A 16641-nucleotide genomic window follows, 5' to 3' on the forward strand; every position below is an offset into this window, starting at 1 on the left:
TTGACCGGACACGTGACGTCACACAACAGCACACGCGGCCGAGGAGTCACCCGGATGAGCACCACCCAGAACGAGAGGCTGCGGGATCTGCTGGAGCCGCTCGTCAAGGAACGCGACCTCGACTTGGAGGAGATCGCGCTCACCCAGGCGGGCAGGCGGCGTGTCCTGCGGGTCGTGGTCGACGCCGACGACGGCGTGGGTCTCGACACCTGCGCCGACCTGAGCCGGCGCATCGCCGAGGAGCTGGACGTCTCCGACGCCATGGGCGACCGTCCGTACGTCCTGGAAGTCACCTCTCCCGGTACGGACCGCCCGCTGACCCTGCCGCGCCACTACCGTCGTGCGGCGGACCGACTGGTCAAGGTGCAGCTGAGGGAGGGCGGCGAGGTCGTGGGACGTATCACCGCGGTGGACGACGCGGGACTGGACCTGGAGGTGCCGGGGGTGAAGGGTCGTAAGCCCGCTGCCCGGCGGCTGGAGTTCGGCGAGATCGCCACGGCCCGGGTCGAGATCGAGTTCAACCGCAAGGTGACGAAGGACGAGGAGGGTTCGTAGCAGTGGACATCGACATGAGCGCGCTGCGCGGCTTGGTGCGGGAGAAGGAGATCTCCTTCGACCTGCTGGTCGAGGCCATCGAGTCGGCCCTCCTCATCGCGTACCACCGCACCGAGGGCAGCCGCCAGCAGGCCCGCGTGGAGCTGAACCGGGAGACCGGGCACGTCACGGTCTGGGCCAAGGAGGACCCGGACGACGTGCCGGAGGGCGGGGAGGCGCGCGAGTTCGACGACACCCCGTCGGGTTTCGGCCGGATCGCCGCCACCACCGCGAAGCAGGTCATCCTGCAGCGGCTGCGGGACGCCGAGGAGGAGATCACCTTCGGTGAGTACGCGGGCCGCGAGGGCGACATCGTCACCGGCGTCGTGCAGCAGGGCAAGGACCCGAACAACGTGCTGGTCGACATCGGCCGGCTGGAGGCCATCCTGCCGGTGCAGGAGCAGGTGCCGGGCGAGGAGTACAAGCACGGCACCCGGCTGCGCACGTACGTGGTGCGGGTGACCAAGGGCGTACGCGGCCCGTCCGTGACCCTGTCGCGCACACATCCGAACCTGGTGAAGAAGCTCTTCGCGCTGGAGGTGCCGGAGATCGCCGACGGCTCGGTGGAGATCGCGGCCATCGCCCGCGAGGCCGGGCACCGCACGAAGATCGCGGTACGGTCCACGCGCTCCGGGCTGAACGCGAAGGGCGCCTGCATCGGGCCGATGGGCGGCCGGGTGCGCAACGTGATGGCGGAGCTGGGCGGCGAGAAGATCGACATCGTGGACTGGTCCGACGAGCCGGCCGACCTGGTCGCCAACGCGCTGTCGCCGGCGCGGGTGACCAAGGTCGACATCGTGGATCTGGCGGCCCGCTCGGCGCGGGTGACGGTGCCGGACTACCAGCTCTCGCTGGCGATCGGCAAGGAGGGCCAGAACGCCCGCCTGGCGGCCAGGCTGACGGGCTGGCGCATCGACATCCGCCCCGACACCGAGCAGCCGGCGGACTGACGCCGGGGTCCGGTACGCGGCCCGGCGCCGTCCGCGCCCGGCTTCCGGGCCGGCGGCCCGGAAGCCGCCGGCCGGCCGGTGAAAACCGGGTCGCACCGCCGGGCGTAGATCACGTATCGTCGGGCCCGCCGTGGGCTGTGCCCCGCCGTGGGCGAAAACAGCCGTTCGATCGGTACCCCGAGGCGGTGCCTGTCGGCCGTGGAGGTAGACTTGAGCGTGTCTGGCCGGACGCGCGTCCGGGCCTGCCCCGAGCGCACCTGCGTGGGGTGCCGGGAGCGTGCGGCCAAAGGCGATCTGCTGCGTGTGGTGGAGGCCGGGGGCGCGTGCGTCCCTGATCCCCGCGGTACGCTGCCCGGCCGGGGCGCTTATCTGCACCCCGTCAAGGCATGCCTCGACCTGGCGGTCCGCCGCCGGGCGTTCGTCCGGGCCCTGCGGGCCCGCGGCCCGCTCGGCACCGCGGACGTGGACCGTTTCGTGGAGCAGCAGGCCGTGGAGGCAGACATGAGCACGAAGAACACGAGCGCCGCGCGGAACCCTGCGCGGCCAGGTACCTCGCGAGTCGGAAGTGGGTCGAGATTGCGATGAGCACTCGATGAGTACGCGATGAGTACGCCCATGCAGAAGTAGCGAAGGTCCGGCGGACACCCCCGGACCAGAAGGAGCGAAGTGGCTAAGGTCCGGGTATACGAACTCGCCAAGGAGTTCGGAGTCGAGAGCAAGGTCGTCATGGCCAAGCTCCAAGAACTTGGCGAATTCGTCCGTTCGGCGTCCTCGACCATCGAGGCGCCGGTCGTACGCAAACTGACTGACGCATTCCAGTCCGGCAACGGCTCGGCTGCGGCCAAGCCCGCCGGCAAGCCCGCAGCGCCGAAGAAGGCCGCCGCCAAGCCCGGCGTCCCCGGCGCACCCGCGGCGAAGCCCGCCCCCGTCAAGCCCGAGCAGGCCGCGGAGCGCAAGCCCGCGCCGCGCCCCGGCACCGACGCCGGCAGGCCCGCACCCGGTCCGGGCCCCCGCCCGGCTCCGGGCCCGACCACCCCGGCGCAGAAGGCCCCGGCGCCCGAGGCGCCGGAGTTCACCGCACCGCCCGCCGCGGAGCGCGGCGGCGCCCCCAGGCCCGGCGCGAAGCCGGGCCCGCGCCCGCCCGCCCCCGCGCGTGGCGGCGGTCAGGGCGGCGGCCGGCCCGACAGTGGCGGCCGTCCCGGCGGCGGGCGCTCCGGTGCGCCCGGCCCGCGTCCCGGCGGCAGGCCCGCGGGCCCGCGCCCGGGTAACAACCCGTTCACGTCCAGCGGCTCCACCGGCATGGCCCGCCCGCAGGCCCCGCGCCCGCAGGCCCCCCGCCCCGGCGGCGGTCAGGGCGGTGCGCAGGGCGGCGGTCCGCGCCCGCAGGCGCCGGGCGGCTCCCGGCCCACCCCGGGCGGCATGCCCCGGCCGCAGGGCGGCCAGGGCGGCGGCCCGCGTCCCGGCGGCCCGCGCCCGAACCCCGGCATGATGCCGCAGCGTCCCGCCCCCAGCGGGCGCCCCGGCGCCCCGGCCGGCGGTCGTCCCGGCGGCGGTGGCCGTCCGGGCGGCGGCGGGCCCGGCGGTCGTCCCGGTGGCGGCGGCGGTGGCGGCGGTCGTCCCGGCGGTGGCGGCGGCTTCGGCGGTCGTCCCGGTGGCGGCGGCGGTGGCGGCGGCTTCGGCGGTCGTCCCGGCGGCGGTGGCGGCGGTGGCCGTCCCGGCTTCGGCGGCCGTCCCGGCGGTCCCGGTGGCCGCGGCGGCACGCAGGGCGCCTTCGGGCGTCCGGGCGGTCCCGCGCGCCGCGGTCGCAAGTCGAAGCGGCAGCGCCGCCAGGAGTACGAGCAGATGCAGGCGCCGTCCATCGGCGGCGTGATGCTCCCGCGCGGCAAGGGCGAGACGGTCCGTCTCTCCCGCGGCGCGTCGCTCACCGACTTCGCGGAGAAGATCAACGCCAACCCGGCGTCCCTGGTCCAGGTGATGTTCAACCTGGGCGAGATGGTCACCGCGACGCAGTCCGTCTCCGACGAGACGCTGCACCTCCTGGGCGAGGAGATGAACTACACCGTCCAGGTCGTCAGCCCGGAGGAGGAGGACCGCGAGCTGCTCGACTCCTTCGACATCGAGTTCGGCGAGAACGAGGGCGGCGAGGAAGCGCTCGTGGCGCGGCCCCCGGTGGTCACCGTCATGGGTCACGTCGACCACGGCAAGACGCGCCTGCTGGACGCGATCCGCAAGACCAACGTCCTGGAGGGCGAGGCCGGCGGTATCACCCAGCACATCGGCGCGTACCAGGTGGCGACCGACGTCAACGGCGACGAGCGCCGGATCACCTTCATCGACACCCCGGGTCACGAGGCGTTCACCGCCATGCGTGCCCGCGGTGCGAAGGCGACCGACATCGCGATCCTCGTGGTCGCGGCCAACGACGGCGTGATGCCGCAGACGGTCGAGGCGCTGAACCACGCCAAGGCGGCCGACGTGCCGATCGTCGTCGCGGTCAACAAGATCGACGTCGAGGGTGCGGACCCGTCGAAGGTGCGCGGCCAGCTCACCGAGTACGGGCTGGTGGCCGAGGAGTACGGCGGCGAGACGATGTTCGTCGACATCTCCGCCAAGCAGGGCCTGCACATCGAGGACCTGCTGGAGGCCGTCGTCCTCACCGCGGACGCCAGCCTGGACCTGCGGGCGAACCCGAAGCAGGACGCCGAGGGCATCGCGATCGAGGCCCACCTCGACCGCGGCCGCGGCGCCCTGGCGACCGTGCTGGTCCAGCGCGGCACGCTGCGCGTCGGGGACACGATGGTCGTCGGCGACGCCTACGGCCGCGTGCGCGCCATGCTCGACGACCTGGGCAACCCTCTGGACGAGGTCGGTCCTTCGACCCCCGCCCAGGTGCTCGGTCTGACCAGCGTCCCCGGTGCAGGGGACAACTTCCTGGTGGTCGAGGAGGACCGTACGGCCCGCCAGATCGCCGAGAAGCGCGCCGCGCGCGAGCGCAACGCCGCCTTCGCCAAGCGCACCCGCAGGGTGTCGCTTGAGGACCTGGACAAGGTGCTCAAGGCCGGCGAGGTGCAGCAGCTCAACCTCATCATCAAGGGCGACGCGGCGGGTTCCGTCGAGGCGCTGGAGTCCTCGCTCATGCAGCTGGACGTCGGTGAAGAGGTCGACCTGCGCGTGCTGCACCGCGGCGTCGGTGCGGTCACCGAGACCGACATCGACCTGGCCACGGGCTCGGACGCGATCGTGATCGGCTTCAACGTCCGCGCCGAGGGCCGGGCGACGCAGATGGCCGAGCGCGAGGGCGTCGACGTCCGGTACTACTCGGTGATCTACCAGGTCATCGAGGAGATCGAGGCCGCGCTGAAGGGCATGCTCAAGCCGGAGTACGAGGAGGTGGAGCTCGGCACCGCCGAGATCCGCGAGGTCTTCCGCTCCTCCAAGCTGGGCAACATCGCCGGTGTACTCATCCGCTCCGGCGAGGTCAGGCGCAACACCAAGGCCCGGGTCATCCGCGACGGCAAGGTGGTCGCGGAGAACCTCAACATCGAGGGTCTGCGCCGCTTCAAGGACGACGTCACCGAGATCCGCGAAGGCTTCGAGGGCGGTATCAACCTCGGAAACTACAACGACATCAAGGTGGACGACGTCATCGCGACGTACGAGATGCGCGAGAAGCCGCGCGCCTGATCAGCAGCACCGCCGGCCGGGGGCGGCCCTTCGCGAAGGGCCGCCCCCGCGCCGCCTTCCATCCCGTATATCCCGTACCGGCGGGTGATCCGGACACACGTGTACGTAGGGACGCTTTCCTGCGACTTCCTCCTCGGCGACGTACGGTCGCTGAAGGAGAAGCGCTCCGTCGTCCGCCCGATCGTCGCGGAGCTGATCCGCAAGTACGCGGTGACCGCCGCGGAGGTCGGGCACCAGGATCTGCACCGCCGGACCGTGATCGGGCTGGCGACCATCTCCGGGGACGCCGGGCACCTCACCGACATGCTGGACCGGTGCGAGCGGATGCTCGCCGCCCGGCCGGAGGTGGAGCTGCTGTCCGTACGGCGGCGGATCCACCACGAAGACGACGAGTAGACAAGTGGGCAAGGAGACGGACCAGTGGCCGACAACGCACGGGCGAAGCGCTTGGCGGACCTCATCCGTGAGGTCGTGGCCGAGAAGCTGCAGCGGGGGATCAAGGACCCGCGGCTCGGCTCCCGGGTGACCATCACCGACACACGCGTGACCGGGGACCTCCGGGAGGCGACCGTCTTCTACACGGTGTACGGCGACGACGAGGAGCGGGAGCAGGCCGCGAAGGGGCTGGAGAGCGCCAAGGGCGTGCTGCGCTCGGCGGTCGGCGCCGCCGCCGGGGTGAAGTTCACTCCCACGCTCGCGTTCGTGCCGGACGCGCTGCCCGAGAACGCCAAGAACATCGACGACGTCCTGGAGCGCGCCCGGCTCCAGGACGAGCAGGTGCGCAGTGCCGCCGCGGGCGCGGAGTACGCGGCGGGGGCGGACCCGTACAAGCGGGACCGCGACGAGGACGGCGAGGACGACAACGCGGACGACGGCGGGGCGGACCCGGGCGAGCCGGGTCCCGGCGCGGCGCGCGGCGATGCGGACGGGGGCCCGGCGGGGGCATGAGGGGGAAGCCGACCGGCCCGGACGGCCTTGTCATCGTCGACAAGCCGGCCGGGCTGACCTCGCACGACGTCGTCGGCCGGCTGCGCCGGCTGGCCCGTACCCGGCGCGTGGGCCATGCCGGGACGCTGGACCCGATGGCGACGGGCGTGCTCGTCCTCGGCGTGGAGAAGGCGACCCGGCTGCTGGGCCACCTCGCGCTCACCGACAAGGAGTACCGGGCCACGATCCGGCTCGGCCAGACGACGGTGACCGACGACGCCGAGGGCGACGTCACCGCCACCGCCGACGCCGGTGACCTGCCGCCCGGCGCGGTCGACGCCGGTATCGCCGGGCTGACCGGCGACATCATGCAGGTGCCGTCGGCCGTCAGCGCGATCAAGGTGGACGGCAAGCGGTCGTACAAGCGGGTGCTCGACGGCGAGGCCGTGGAGCTGCCGGCCCGGCCGGTGACCGTCAGCACCTTCGTGCTGCACGACGTGCGGGCGGCGACGGCCGCGGACGGCACCCGGGTGACGGACCTGGACGTCACGGTCGAGTGCTCCTCCGGGACGTACATCCGCGCCCTGGCGCGCGACCTCGGCGCCGGTCTCGGCGTCGGCGGCCACCTCACCGCGCTGCGCCGCACCCGCGTCGGCCCGTACGGGCTGGACGGGGCGCGGACGCTGGAGCAGTTGGAGGAGCGGCTCGACGTGCTGCCGATCGGCGACGCCGCGGCGGCGGCCTTCCCGCGCTGGGACGTGGACGCGGAGCAGGCGCGGCTGCTGTCGCACGGGGTGCGGGTGGCGGTACCGGAGGGGCTGGCGGAGGGGCCGCACGCGGTGTTCGGCCCGGACGGGCGGTTCCTGGCGCTGGTGGAGCCGGCCGGGGGGCGGGCGAAGGCGCTGGCGGTGTTCGCGTAGTCCGCGGTGCCGTTCGCGTAGTCCGCCGGGCCGCGGGCCGGTAGCGCGGGGGTACGTGACCGGCGCGCCGGTCTTCCGCGGTGGCGTGGATTCCGCCGAACGGGTGCCCCGGGGGGCGCATCGCGCCATTCGTCGTTTCCCGTGATCAGGCGGTGGCAAGCCATGCCCTGGGGCTCACCCGGGGAGGCTGGCCGTTGCCGTATTCATCGCCGCCGCCGCGCGCGCCCGGCACCGTGGTACGCATCCGCGACCTGGCCGGCCGCCCGCGGGGCACCGGATTTCTCGTGGACGCCGAGGGCACGGTGCTCACGAGTCACGAGGCCGTGGACGGGCTCGCCCGGCTGGTGCTGCACGCGCCGGGCGACGCGCACACCTGGCTGGTCGAGTCCGCGGACGTCACCTCGCTGCCGGGTGCGGACCTGGCGGTCGTACGGGCCCGGGGGCTGGCCGGCGCCCGGGCCTTCGCGCTCGCCGCCGCGGTGCCCGACGACGGCACGGAGGTGGCCGTCGCGCTGCCCCGGGCGCGGGTGCCGGGGCGGGTGGTGGCCGCGGCCACGGCCACGTACACCGCGACCGACCGCTACCACCTCGTCGACGGGGTGCTGCAACTCGCCCTGGCCCCGCACGAGTCGCTGTGCGCGGGCGGCGAGGCGAGCGGCGCGCCGGTCGTGGACGCCGCGAGCGGGGCGGTGGTCGCGGTGGTCGGCACCGCGCTGCACGCGGACCGCGGCGGGGTGGCCCACGCGGTGCCGCTGCGCGGGGCGGTGGACGACGCGGCGGGGACGCTGGGCGCGGCGCTGGACCGGGGCGGGGCGCAGGTGGCGGCGTACGGCAGGGACTTGAACCTGGCGGGGGCGGTGGAGCTGGGGGCGGCGGGCGGTGGTGCTGTCGCGGGAGCCGGGGGCTTCGGGGGAGCGGAGGTCGCGGGCGTCGCGGAGGGCCGGGGTGACTGCGTCGGCGCGGCACTACCGGACGACGGGGACTCTCGCGCGCCGGTGTGGGGGCTGCCGGTGGAACGGCCGGGCGTGGTGGCGGAGTTCGGGCGGTTCTTCGGCGGTGGCGCGCACGTTCTCGCGCTCGTCGGCGGGCCGGGCACCGGGCGGTCCACCGAACTCGCCGGGCTCGCGGCCCGCCGCGCCGCGGAGGGCGCGCCGTCGGTGCGGCTGCGCGGCGCGGATCTGAAGGTCGCGGACGCGGGTGTACGGGATGCCGTGGCCCGGGCGCTGCGCGACGCCGCGCGGGTGGTGGCCGCGGCGGCGGGCGCCGCCGGCTGCGCGGGCGACCCGGCGTCGGCCACCCCGGAGGCGGTCGCCGCGCAAGCGCACGTCGCGGGGCGGCCGTTGCTGGTCCTGCTCGACGGCCCGGAGGAGATGCCGCCGGTGCTGGGGGCGGCGCTGGGGGAGTGGACGGCGCACACGGCGGAGTGGCTGGGCGAGCACGGCGTACGGCTGGTGCTGGCGTGCCGGCCGGAGTACTGGGAGCGGGCGGGTGCGCTGTTCCCCGCGGGGATGCTGCACGCGGGGCGGTCGGGTCCCGACACGCTGCCGCCGTGCGTCCCGACGGGGGACTTCACCCCGGCGGAGGCGGCACGGGCCCGTAACCACTACGGCATCCCGCCCACCGCCCTCCACGGGGCGGAGGCCCGCCACCCGCTGACACTACGGCTGCTGGCGGAAGTCCGCGCGGCGCTGCCGTGGGAGGGCGGGGCGGCGGAGCCGGGCGCGGCGGCGGGTTCCACCGGGTACGGGACGGAGTGGGCGGGGACGGGTGCCGGGCCGGGGGCCGCGGGCGCCGGACCGGTGTCCGCGGCGCCGTTCGCGGGCGGGGCGGGCTCGGACCTGAGCGACGGTGCCCCCGCGCCGGGCGGGGCCCGGCCGGCAGCGGCTTCGCCGCAGGCCGGGGTGGGGCCCGCGTCGGTCCTGGGACCGGCTGCCGCCGCTGCGGGGCCGGGCGGCGCCGCCTCCGCGCCGGGCGGCGCCGCCTCCGCGCCGGGCGGCGCCGCCTCCGCGCCGGGCGGCGCCGGACCGCGGCGGTGGGAGGTTTTCGAGGCCAACTTTGCGCTGGTTTCTCTGCGAATCGCCTCTCGGCTCGCCCGCGGCGCCGGTCCCGGCGGGCCCCGGGGAGCCGCCATCGGCCGGCTTGCCGCTTACGTGGCCGGGCAGGCGCATGAGGCGGCGCGGCGGTGTCTGGGGCCCGGGCAGGGGGAGTTGGAGCGGGCGGCGTTCGAGGAGCTGTTTCCGTGGCGGGTGCCGGACCATCTCGCCGGGCTCACCGGGTGGGCTTCCGCGGTGCTCGCCGAGGGGCTGCTGGTGCCCGCGGGTGCCGGGTACCGGTTCGCGCACGAGGAGTTCGCCGACTGGCTGCAGGGCGCGCACCTCGACGTCGACGCCACCCTCGCCGTGCTCGTCCACCGCACCTCCGAGCGCTGGCGCCCCGGCGACCTGCCGTCCTCCGCGGACGGCGGCGCTCCGCGGCGCGCGCTGCCGGTGCCGCCGCACCGGATCGGGCCGTGCGTCGAGGCGCTGCTCCTGCTGGAACGGCGGCACGGGAGTAGGGAGCTGGGCCGCCGGCTGACGGACCTGCTGGCCGCCGCCGACACCGCGGTCAGCCGCCGCACGTCGTTCCCCGAGCCAGGGCCCGGTACGCCCCCCGAGGCCGACGGCGGCTGGTGGGCCGCCCATCTGCTCGGCGAGACCCTGCTGCGGGTGCCCGACGCCCGCCCGTACCGGCAGGTGCTCCGGCGCCTCGCCGCGTGCCTCGCCGGGCACGCCGCCCGCTTCGGCGGCACCGCGCAACTCCCCGGCGTGCTCGCCCCCTTCGGCCCGTCGTTCTTCACCCGGCTGCCCCTCCCGCTCGCCGACCGCCTCGACCTGCTGCGCCGCCTCGTGCCCGCCGACACCCGCCGCCCGTCCGCGTACCTGACCGCCGCCGGGGAACTGCTGCACGCCGACCCGGCCGCCGCGCAGCCGCTCCTCGTCGGCTGGTTCGACGACGAGCGCGCTCTGCCCGCCGAGGGCGCCACCGTCGCCGACGCCGCCCAGGCGCTCCTCCACACCCACCGCGCCCGCGCCGTGGACGACCTCGCCGACGCCCTCGTCGCCACCGCCCACCCGCGGGCCGGCGAACTCCTCGCCGCGCTCGCCGAGGACGAGCCGTCCGCCCTCTGCCGCGCCGTGGACCGCTGGGCGCGCGACCACCGCCCGGAGCGCCGGGCCGCCGCCGCGACGTACGCGCCGAGAACCGCCCGGCACGCGCGCGGCGCCGCCGACCGCGCGCTGCTGCGCTACGCCGCGCAGGCCCTGCTCGCGCGGACCGACGACGACACCCTCCACGGCCCCGCCCTCGCCGTGCTCCTCCGCGACCCGGAGAGCCGCCCCGCGCACCTCGACCGCGCCCTCGCGCTCCTCGCCGACGACGACCCGCACCTCGCCCCCGCCGACTTCGCCCCCGCGCTCGCCACCCACCCCGGGCCCGTGCTCGACGCCTTCCGTGACCGTCTCCACCGGCCCGGCAACGGCGCCGCCGACGTGCTGCGCACCCTTGCGCGGGTACGTGCCCCCGCCCCCGCGCTGGCGCGCGGCGCCGCGGACCTCGTCCGCGAGTACGTCGACCACCACCCCGAAGGCGCCGCGGCCGCCGCCGACTTCGTGGACCGGCGGCTGGAGCACGGGCAGGGCGACCGTGCCGTGCTCCTCCCGCTCGCCGTCGAGCTGCTGACCGCGCACTCGCCGGTGGTACGCCGCGCGCTCGCGCCCGTCGTCGCGGACCCGGGCACCCGCACCTCCCGCGCCCTGCGCCGCGAACTGCTCGCCGTGCTCCTGGACCGCGAGCGCGAACCCGCCGTGCTCGACGCCCTCCTCGCCGCCGTCGGCCGTGCCACCGGCCGGCGCGCGGAGTGCGGCACCCGGGACCTCGTCCGGCGCATCGGGCTGCTGCTGTCCCGTACCCCGGAGGGGGCGGCGGTCTTCGACCGGCGGCTGGTGGCGCTCGCCGCCGAGCTGCCCGCGTTCGCGGCGCAACTGCGCGGCTGGCTGGCCGCGGACCGGGACGGCTGGGCGGTGCTGCTGGGGCCGAGCGCGCAGCTCGCCGTGGGCACGGCGCACCCGCGGCGCGCGTCCTGAGCGCGCGGGCGCGCGTCCGAAGACGGCGGAGTCGGTACTGACCGCCCGTACCGCCGCACGAAACCGGCCGTCCCGCCGGGCCGACCGGCGCCCGGGTCCTGCGCTCGACCGCGAGCATGGCAGTCTTGTGTTCCACAATCCTGTACGGGGCAGGCACGACAACGGCGGACCGAGGAGCGGGCAGAGTGCAGCGCTGGCGTGGCTTGGAGGACATCCCCGAGGGGTGGGGGCGCAGCGTCGTCACCATCGGCTCGTTCGACGGCGTGCACCGCGGCCACCAGCTCATCATCGGCCGGACGGTGAAGCGGGCCCGGGAGCTGGGCGTGCAGTCCGTCGTGGTGACCTTCGACCCGCACCCCATGGAGGTCGTCCGCCCCGGCAGCCACCCCCCGCTGCTGGCCGCGCACCACCGGCGGGCGGAGCTGATGGCGGACCTCGGCGTGGGCGCGCTGCTGATCCTGCCGTTCACCGCGGAGTTCTCGAAGCTGACGCCCGCGGACTTCGTGGTGAAGGTGCTGGTCGACAAGCTGCACGCGCGCGTGGTGGTGGAGGGCCCGAACTTCCGCTTCGGCCACAGGGCCGCCGGCGACGTCGCGTTCCTCGCCTCCCTCGGCGAGACGTACGACTACACGGTGGACGTCGTCGACCTCCAGGTCAGCGGCGCCGCGGGCGGCGGCAAGCCGTTCTCCTCCACGCTCGCCCGGCGGCTGATCGCCGAGGGCGACGTCACCGGGGCGGCCGAGGTCCTGGGCCGGCCGCACCGCGTCGAGGGCGTCGTCGTACGGGGCGCGCAGCGCGGCCGCGAACTGGGCTTCCCGACCGCCAACCTGGAGACGCTGCCGCACACCGCGGTCCCCGCCGACGGGGTGTACGCGGGCTGGCTGGAGGCCGCGGGCGAGCGGCTGCCCGCGGCGATCTCGGTCGGCACGAACCCGCAGTTCGACGGCACGGAGCGGACGGTGGAGGGGTACGCGCTCGACCGCGACGACCTCGACCTGTACGGGCTGCACGTGGCCGTCGACTTCCTCGCCTTCGTCCGCGGCCAGGAGCGCTTCGACACGGTCGAGGACCTGAAGGCCCAGATGCGCCGCGACGTCGACGCCTGCCGCGAGCTGACCGCGGGGCGCTGACGGCGCCGCCCGGGCCCGCCCCGGGCCGGCGCCGCCTGCCCTCCTACGCCGGCGGGGCCGCCGCCGTCGCGGTCAGGTGGCACGCCACCCCCGGCCGGGTCCCGTCCAGTACCGGCAGGTCCGTACCGCGGCAGGCGTCCGCGACGCCCGCCGACGCCGCCTCGCCGGAGGCGAGCTGGTGGCAGCGCGCGTGGAACCGGCAGCCGCCCGGGATCCGCGCCGGGTCCGGCGGCTCGCCCGTCAGCACCACCGGGGCCGTCCCCGATTCCGGCAGCACCGACAGCAGGGCCTTCGTGTACGGATGCCGCGGCGCCGTCAGCACCTCCTCCACCGGGCCCGCCTCCACGATCCGGCCCAGGTACATCACCGCCACCCGGTCCGCGATGTTCCACGCCAGTCCCAGGTCGTGCGTGACGACCAGCGCGGAGAGCCCCAGTTGGTCGCGGAGCCGCAGCAGCAGCGCCAGGATCTCGCCGCGCACCGAGGCGTCGAGCGAGGCCACCGGCTCGTCGGCGACGATCAGCTCCGGGTCGAGCACCAGGGCCCCGGCGATGACGACGCGCTGCCGCTGCCCGCCGGACAGCTCGTGCGGGTAGCGCAGGAAGAACCGCTCCGGCGGGCGCAGCCCGGCGCGGGCGAGCGCGGAGGCCACGACGGCGCGTTCGTCGCCGCGGTGGCCGTGGATGCGCAGGCCCTCGGCGACGGCGTCGTAGACGGTGTGCCGCGGGTTGAGCGAGCCGCTGGGGTCCTGGAGCACGAGCTGCACCCGCCGCCGGTACGCCTGGAGCGCCCGGCTGCCGTACGCGAGCGGGGAGCCGCGGAACGATACCGCGCCCGCGGTGGGGCGGACCAGGCCGAGGAGCGCGCGGGCCAGGGTGGTCTTGCCGCATCCCGACTCGCCGACGAGGGCGACGATCTCGCCGGGGCCGATGGCGAGGTTCACGCCGTCGACGGCCCGCGCGGCGGGGGCGCCGTGCCGCCCGGGGAAGACGACCCGCAGCCCGTCGGCGACGAGCAGCGGCCCGGCGGCGCGGGCGTCTTCACCGCGTACGGCCGCGGGCTCGGGCTTGTGCAACTCGGGGCCTCCGGCGCCGACGGCGGTCCCGTTCGCCGGCTCCTTCCCTGCGACCGCGGGCTCACCCGCGCGTTCCGCCCGTACGCCCCCGTCCGCCCCCGGCGCCGCCGCGTCCTTTGCCTTCTCCGCCGACTCCCCGCTCACCGTGCCTCCTTGACGCTGTCCACGTGTACGCATGCCGCCCGCCGCCCCGGGCCCGCCTCCCGCAGCCGCGGGTCCGCCGTCGCGCAGGTCTCCAGCGCCACCGGGCAGCGCGGGTGGAACGCGCAGCCCGGCGGCAGTCGGGCCGGGTCCGGCGGATCGCCGGGGAGGCCCTGCGGGGCGCGGCGGTCGGCGGCGCGGCCGACGGTCGGGAACGCGGCCGCCAGCGCGCCGCTGTACGGGTGCTCCGCCGCCGTGAACACCGTCTGCGCCGGGCCCTCCTCGACGATCCGGCCCGCGTACATGACGGCCAGCCGGTCGCACGTGTCGGAGAGCACCGCCAGGTCGTGGCTGATCATCAGCAGGCTGATGCCCTGGTCCGCGACCAGCCGCTCGATGAGCCGCAGGATCTGCGCCTGGATCATCACGTCCAGCGCCGTCGTCGGCTCGTCGGCGACGATCAGCCGCGGGTCGCACGCCAGCGCCATCGCGATCATCACCCGCTGCCGCTGGCCGCCGGACAGTTCGTGCGGGTACGCGCCGCCGCGGGCGGCGGGCAGCCCGACCTGCTCCAGCAGCTCCTCCGCCCGCCGCCGGGCCGCGCTCGGGGAGGTCTCCAGCCGGTGCAGCAGGATCGGCTCGGCGATCTGGTCGCGGATGCGGTGGACGGCGTTGAGCGAGTGCATCGCGCCCTGGAAGACGATCGACGCGCCCGCCCAGCGCACCGCGCGCAGCCGCCCCCACGACATGGTGAGCACGTCCTCGCCGTCGAGCAGGATCTCCCCGGTCAGCCGCGCCGAGCGCGGCAGCAGCCGCAGCAGCGCCAGCGCCAGGGTCGACTTGCCGCAGCCCGACTCGCCCGCCAGGCCGAGCTTCTGCCCGGCGGCCAGGCTGAGGTCCACGCCGCGGACCGCGGGGACGGCGGCGGCGCCCGTACCGTACGTCACGTGCAGGTCGCGCACGTCGAGGAGCGTCACTTCGCCACCCCCAGCTTCGGATTGAGGACCGACTCCAGCGCCCGCCCCGACAGCGTGAAGCAGAGCGCGACCACCGCGATGGCGATGCCCGGCGGCACCAGGAACGACCAGTGCCCGGAGCTGATCGCGCCCGCCTCGCGGGCGTCCTGGAGCATGCCGCCCCAGGAGATGACCTGCGGGTCGCCGAGGCCGAGGAACGCGAGCGTCGCCTCGGTGAGGATGGCCTCGGAGATGACCAGCGTGGTCTGGGCGAGGACCAGCGGCATCACGTTCGGCAGCACGTGCCGGAGCATGATGTGCGTGTGCCCGCCGCCGAGCGCCCGGGCGCGTTCGACGTACGGGCGGGCCTCGATGGCCAGCGTCTGCGCCCGCACCAGCCGCGCGGTCTTGGGCCAGGCGGCCACGCCGATGGCGATGATGACGGTGGTGACCGACCGGGACATCACCGTGGCCAGCACGATCGCCAGCACCAGCGTCGGCATGACGAGGAAGAAGTCGGTCACGCGCATGATCACGCCGGCGAGCCAGCCGCCGTAGTGTCCCGCGACCATGCCGACGAGGGTGCCGATGCCGACGGTCAGCGCGGCGGCCAGCAGCCCGACGGTGAGCGAGATGCGCGCCCCGTAGACGAGGAGGTCGAGCACCGAGCGGCCGAACTGGTCGGTGCCCAGCGGGAACTCGGTGCTCGGGTCCTCCAGCGCGGTGCCCGGCGCGTCGGTCACGCTGTCGGCGTCGGAGCCGACGAGCAGCGGCGCGGCCAGCGCCACGAACGCGATGACGACCAGCGCGACGAGGCCCACGAGCCCCGCGCGCTGCTTCCGGTACGCGCGCCAGAAGCGGGCGGCGGATCGGCGCCGGCGCGCCCGGGCCAGCGCCCGCGGGTCGGCGGCGGGGGGTTCCGCGGCCGGCGGTTCCGAGGCAGGGGGTTCCGTGGCGGGCGGGCCCTTGGGCTCGAAGCCCGGCTCCTCGCCCAGTGCTTCCGTACTCATCGGCCCACCCGGGGATCGAACAGCGGATAGATCAGGTCGGCGACCACGCTCGCCAGGATCATCGAGCCCGCGTAGACGATGAACAGGCCCTGGATCAGCGGCAGGTCGGGGATGCTCAGCGCCTGGTAGAAGAGCCCGCCCAGGCCGGGCCAGGAGAAGACCGTCTCCACCAGGATCGAGCCGGCCGCGATGAAGCCGAGGTTGACGAAGACGAGCGTGATCGTCGGCAGCATCGCGTTCGGCACGGCGTGCCGGCGGCGTACGAGGTCGTCGCGCAGCCCCTTCGCGCGGGCGGCCGTCAGATAGTCGCTGCCCATCTCGTCGAGCAGCGAGGAGCGCATGACCAGCAGTGTCTGCGCGTAGCACGCGGCCACGAGGGTGAGCACCGGCAGGAACATGTGGTGGATCACGTCCACGACGTACGCGAGACCGTGCTCGTCGCCCGACTCCATGCCGCCGGTGGGGAAGAGCCCGGGGACGGGGCCGATGCCGACGGAGAAGACGATGATGAGCAGCATCCCGAGCCAGAAGTGCGGCACCGACCACAGGGTGAGCGCGATGCTCGTGTTGACCTTGTCGCCGAGGCCGCCGTGCCGCCAGGCCGCGCGCGTGCCCAGCCAGAGCCCGAGGGCGCTGTAGAGCACCACGGCGGTGCCGGTGAGCAGCAGGGTGGCCGGCACGCGCTCCCAGATGAGGTCGAGGACCGGCTTGTTGAACTGGTACGAGTCGCCGAGGTTGCCGGTCAGCGCGTCGCCGACGTAGTGCGTGAACTGCTCCCACAGCGGCAGGTCGAGACCGTACTGCCGGCGCAGCGCGGCGAGCTGCTCGGCGTCGACCTTGCGGCCGTGCGTCATCGTCTTGACCGGGTCGCCGGGGATGATCCGGAAGAGGAAGAAGCTGGTGACGAGGATGGCGAAGAGGGAGACCGCGGCGCCGGCGAGCTTGCCCGCCACGTAGCTGAGGTAGGCGCGGCGGGAACTGCCCGCGGAGCCGCGGGCGTCGGGCGCCGTTTTCACGGCGGCGGGGGTGACGGATGGGTCTGCCGTAGACATGGCCCTCGCTTTGCTGGGGTGCCGTCCGGGGTGCGTTGGCGCGCGGGCGTCGCGCGCGGGTGGAGTACGACTGGGGGCGGG

12 protein-coding genes and 1 pseudogene are annotated in these 16641 nt (G+C 75.4%); 9 read left to right on the forward strand and 4 right to left on the reverse strand.

All coding sequences use genetic code 11. From position 1 onward, the window contains the following. The first annotated feature begins 54 nt into the window (after positions 1 to 54). From rimP to OG946_RS28580, 9 genes and pseudogenes are all read left to right on the forward strand, one after another. Positions 55 to 555, forward strand: coding sequence for a ribosome maturation factor RimP (gene rimP, locus OG946_RS28540; protein ID WP_326798838.1), 501 nt, complete (start codon positions 55 to 57; stop codon positions 553 to 555). Between the two features lie 2 nt (positions 556 to 557). Continuing rightward, entirely contained in the window at positions 558 to 1544 is a 987-nt protein-coding gene (gene nusA, locus OG946_RS28545; RefSeq protein WP_326798839.1) for a transcription termination factor NusA, read from the forward strand. 216 nt (positions 1545 to 1760) lie between these two features. Beyond that, positions 1761 to 2027: pseudogene (locus tag OG946_RS28550) on the forward strand (YlxR family protein); the annotation flags it as partial. 183 nt (positions 2028 to 2210) lie between these two features. After that, on the forward strand, positions 2211 to 5228 hold the full coding sequence (gene infB / locus OG946_RS28555) for a translation initiation factor IF-2 (protein WP_326798840.1): 3018 nt from the start codon (positions 2211 to 2213) through the stop codon (positions 5226 to 5228). A gap of 99 nt (positions 5229 to 5327) precedes the next feature. Further along, a complete protein-coding gene (locus tag OG946_RS28560) occupies positions 5328 to 5624 on the forward strand; it encodes a DUF503 domain-containing protein (protein ID WP_101421154.1) in 297 nt (98 codons plus the stop codon). Positions 5625 to 5648: 24 nt separating this feature from the next. Next, positions 5649 to 6176 (forward strand): 30S ribosome-binding factor RbfA, encoded by a 528-nt coding sequence (rbfA, locus tag OG946_RS28565; RefSeq protein ID WP_326798841.1) that lies wholly within the window; start codon positions 5649 to 5651, stop codon positions 6174 to 6176. Continuing rightward, a complete protein-coding gene (gene truB / locus OG946_RS28570) occupies positions 6173 to 7075 on the forward strand; it encodes a tRNA pseudouridine(55) synthase TruB (protein ID WP_326798842.1) in 903 nt (300 codons plus the stop codon). The genes rbfA and truB overlap by 4 nt, the downstream gene beginning before the upstream one ends. A 194-nt stretch (positions 7076 to 7269) precedes the next feature. Beyond that, positions 7270 to 11196, forward strand: a complete 3927-nt coding sequence (locus OG946_RS28575) for a trypsin-like peptidase domain-containing protein (protein WP_326798843.1) — start codon at positions 7270 to 7272, stop codon at positions 11194 to 11196. 185 nt (positions 11197 to 11381) lie between these two features. Then, positions 11382 to 12326: a bifunctional riboflavin kinase/FAD synthetase gene (locus tag OG946_RS28580; protein WP_326798844.1), complete on the forward strand. Its 945-nt coding sequence runs from the start codon at positions 11382 to 11384 to the stop codon at positions 12324 to 12326. Between the two features lie 43 nt (positions 12327 to 12369). Here OG946_RS28580 and OG946_RS28585 read toward each other — a convergent pair whose 3' ends face one another. The 4 genes from OG946_RS28585 to OG946_RS28600 all read right to left on the reverse strand — a co-directional run bounded on the left by OG946_RS28585 (position 12370) and on the right by OG946_RS28600 (position 16560). Next, complete coding sequence (locus tag OG946_RS28585; RefSeq protein WP_326800389.1) at positions 12370 to 13401, reverse strand: ABC transporter ATP-binding protein; 1032 nt, start codon at positions 13399 to 13401, stop codon at positions 12370 to 12372. Positions 13402 to 13541: 140 nt separating this feature from the next. Next, positions 13542 to 14519: an ABC transporter ATP-binding protein gene (locus OG946_RS28590; protein WP_326798845.1), complete on the reverse strand. Its 978-nt coding sequence runs from the start codon at positions 14517 to 14519 to the stop codon at positions 13542 to 13544. Beyond that, positions 14516 to 15508 carry an ABC transporter permease gene (locus OG946_RS28595; protein ID WP_326798846.1) on the reverse strand — a complete coding sequence of 331 codons (993 nt, stop codon included), beginning with the start codon at positions 15506 to 15508 and terminating at the stop codon, positions 14516 to 14518. The genes OG946_RS28590 and OG946_RS28595 overlap by 4 nt, the downstream gene beginning before the upstream one ends. Then, positions 15505 to 16560 (reverse strand): ABC transporter permease, encoded by a 1056-nt coding sequence (locus tag OG946_RS28600; RefSeq protein ID WP_326798847.1) that lies wholly within the window; start codon positions 16558 to 16560, stop codon positions 15505 to 15507. Before OG946_RS28600 ends, OG946_RS28595 begins: the two co-directional genes overlap by 4 nt. Between the last annotated feature and the right edge of the window lie 81 nt (positions 16561 to 16641).

The sequence above is a fragment of the Streptomyces sp. NBC_01808 genome (assembly GCF_035917395.1).
In the GTDB taxonomy this organism is placed as follows: Bacteria; Actinomycetota; Actinomycetes; order Streptomycetales; family Streptomycetaceae; genus Streptomyces.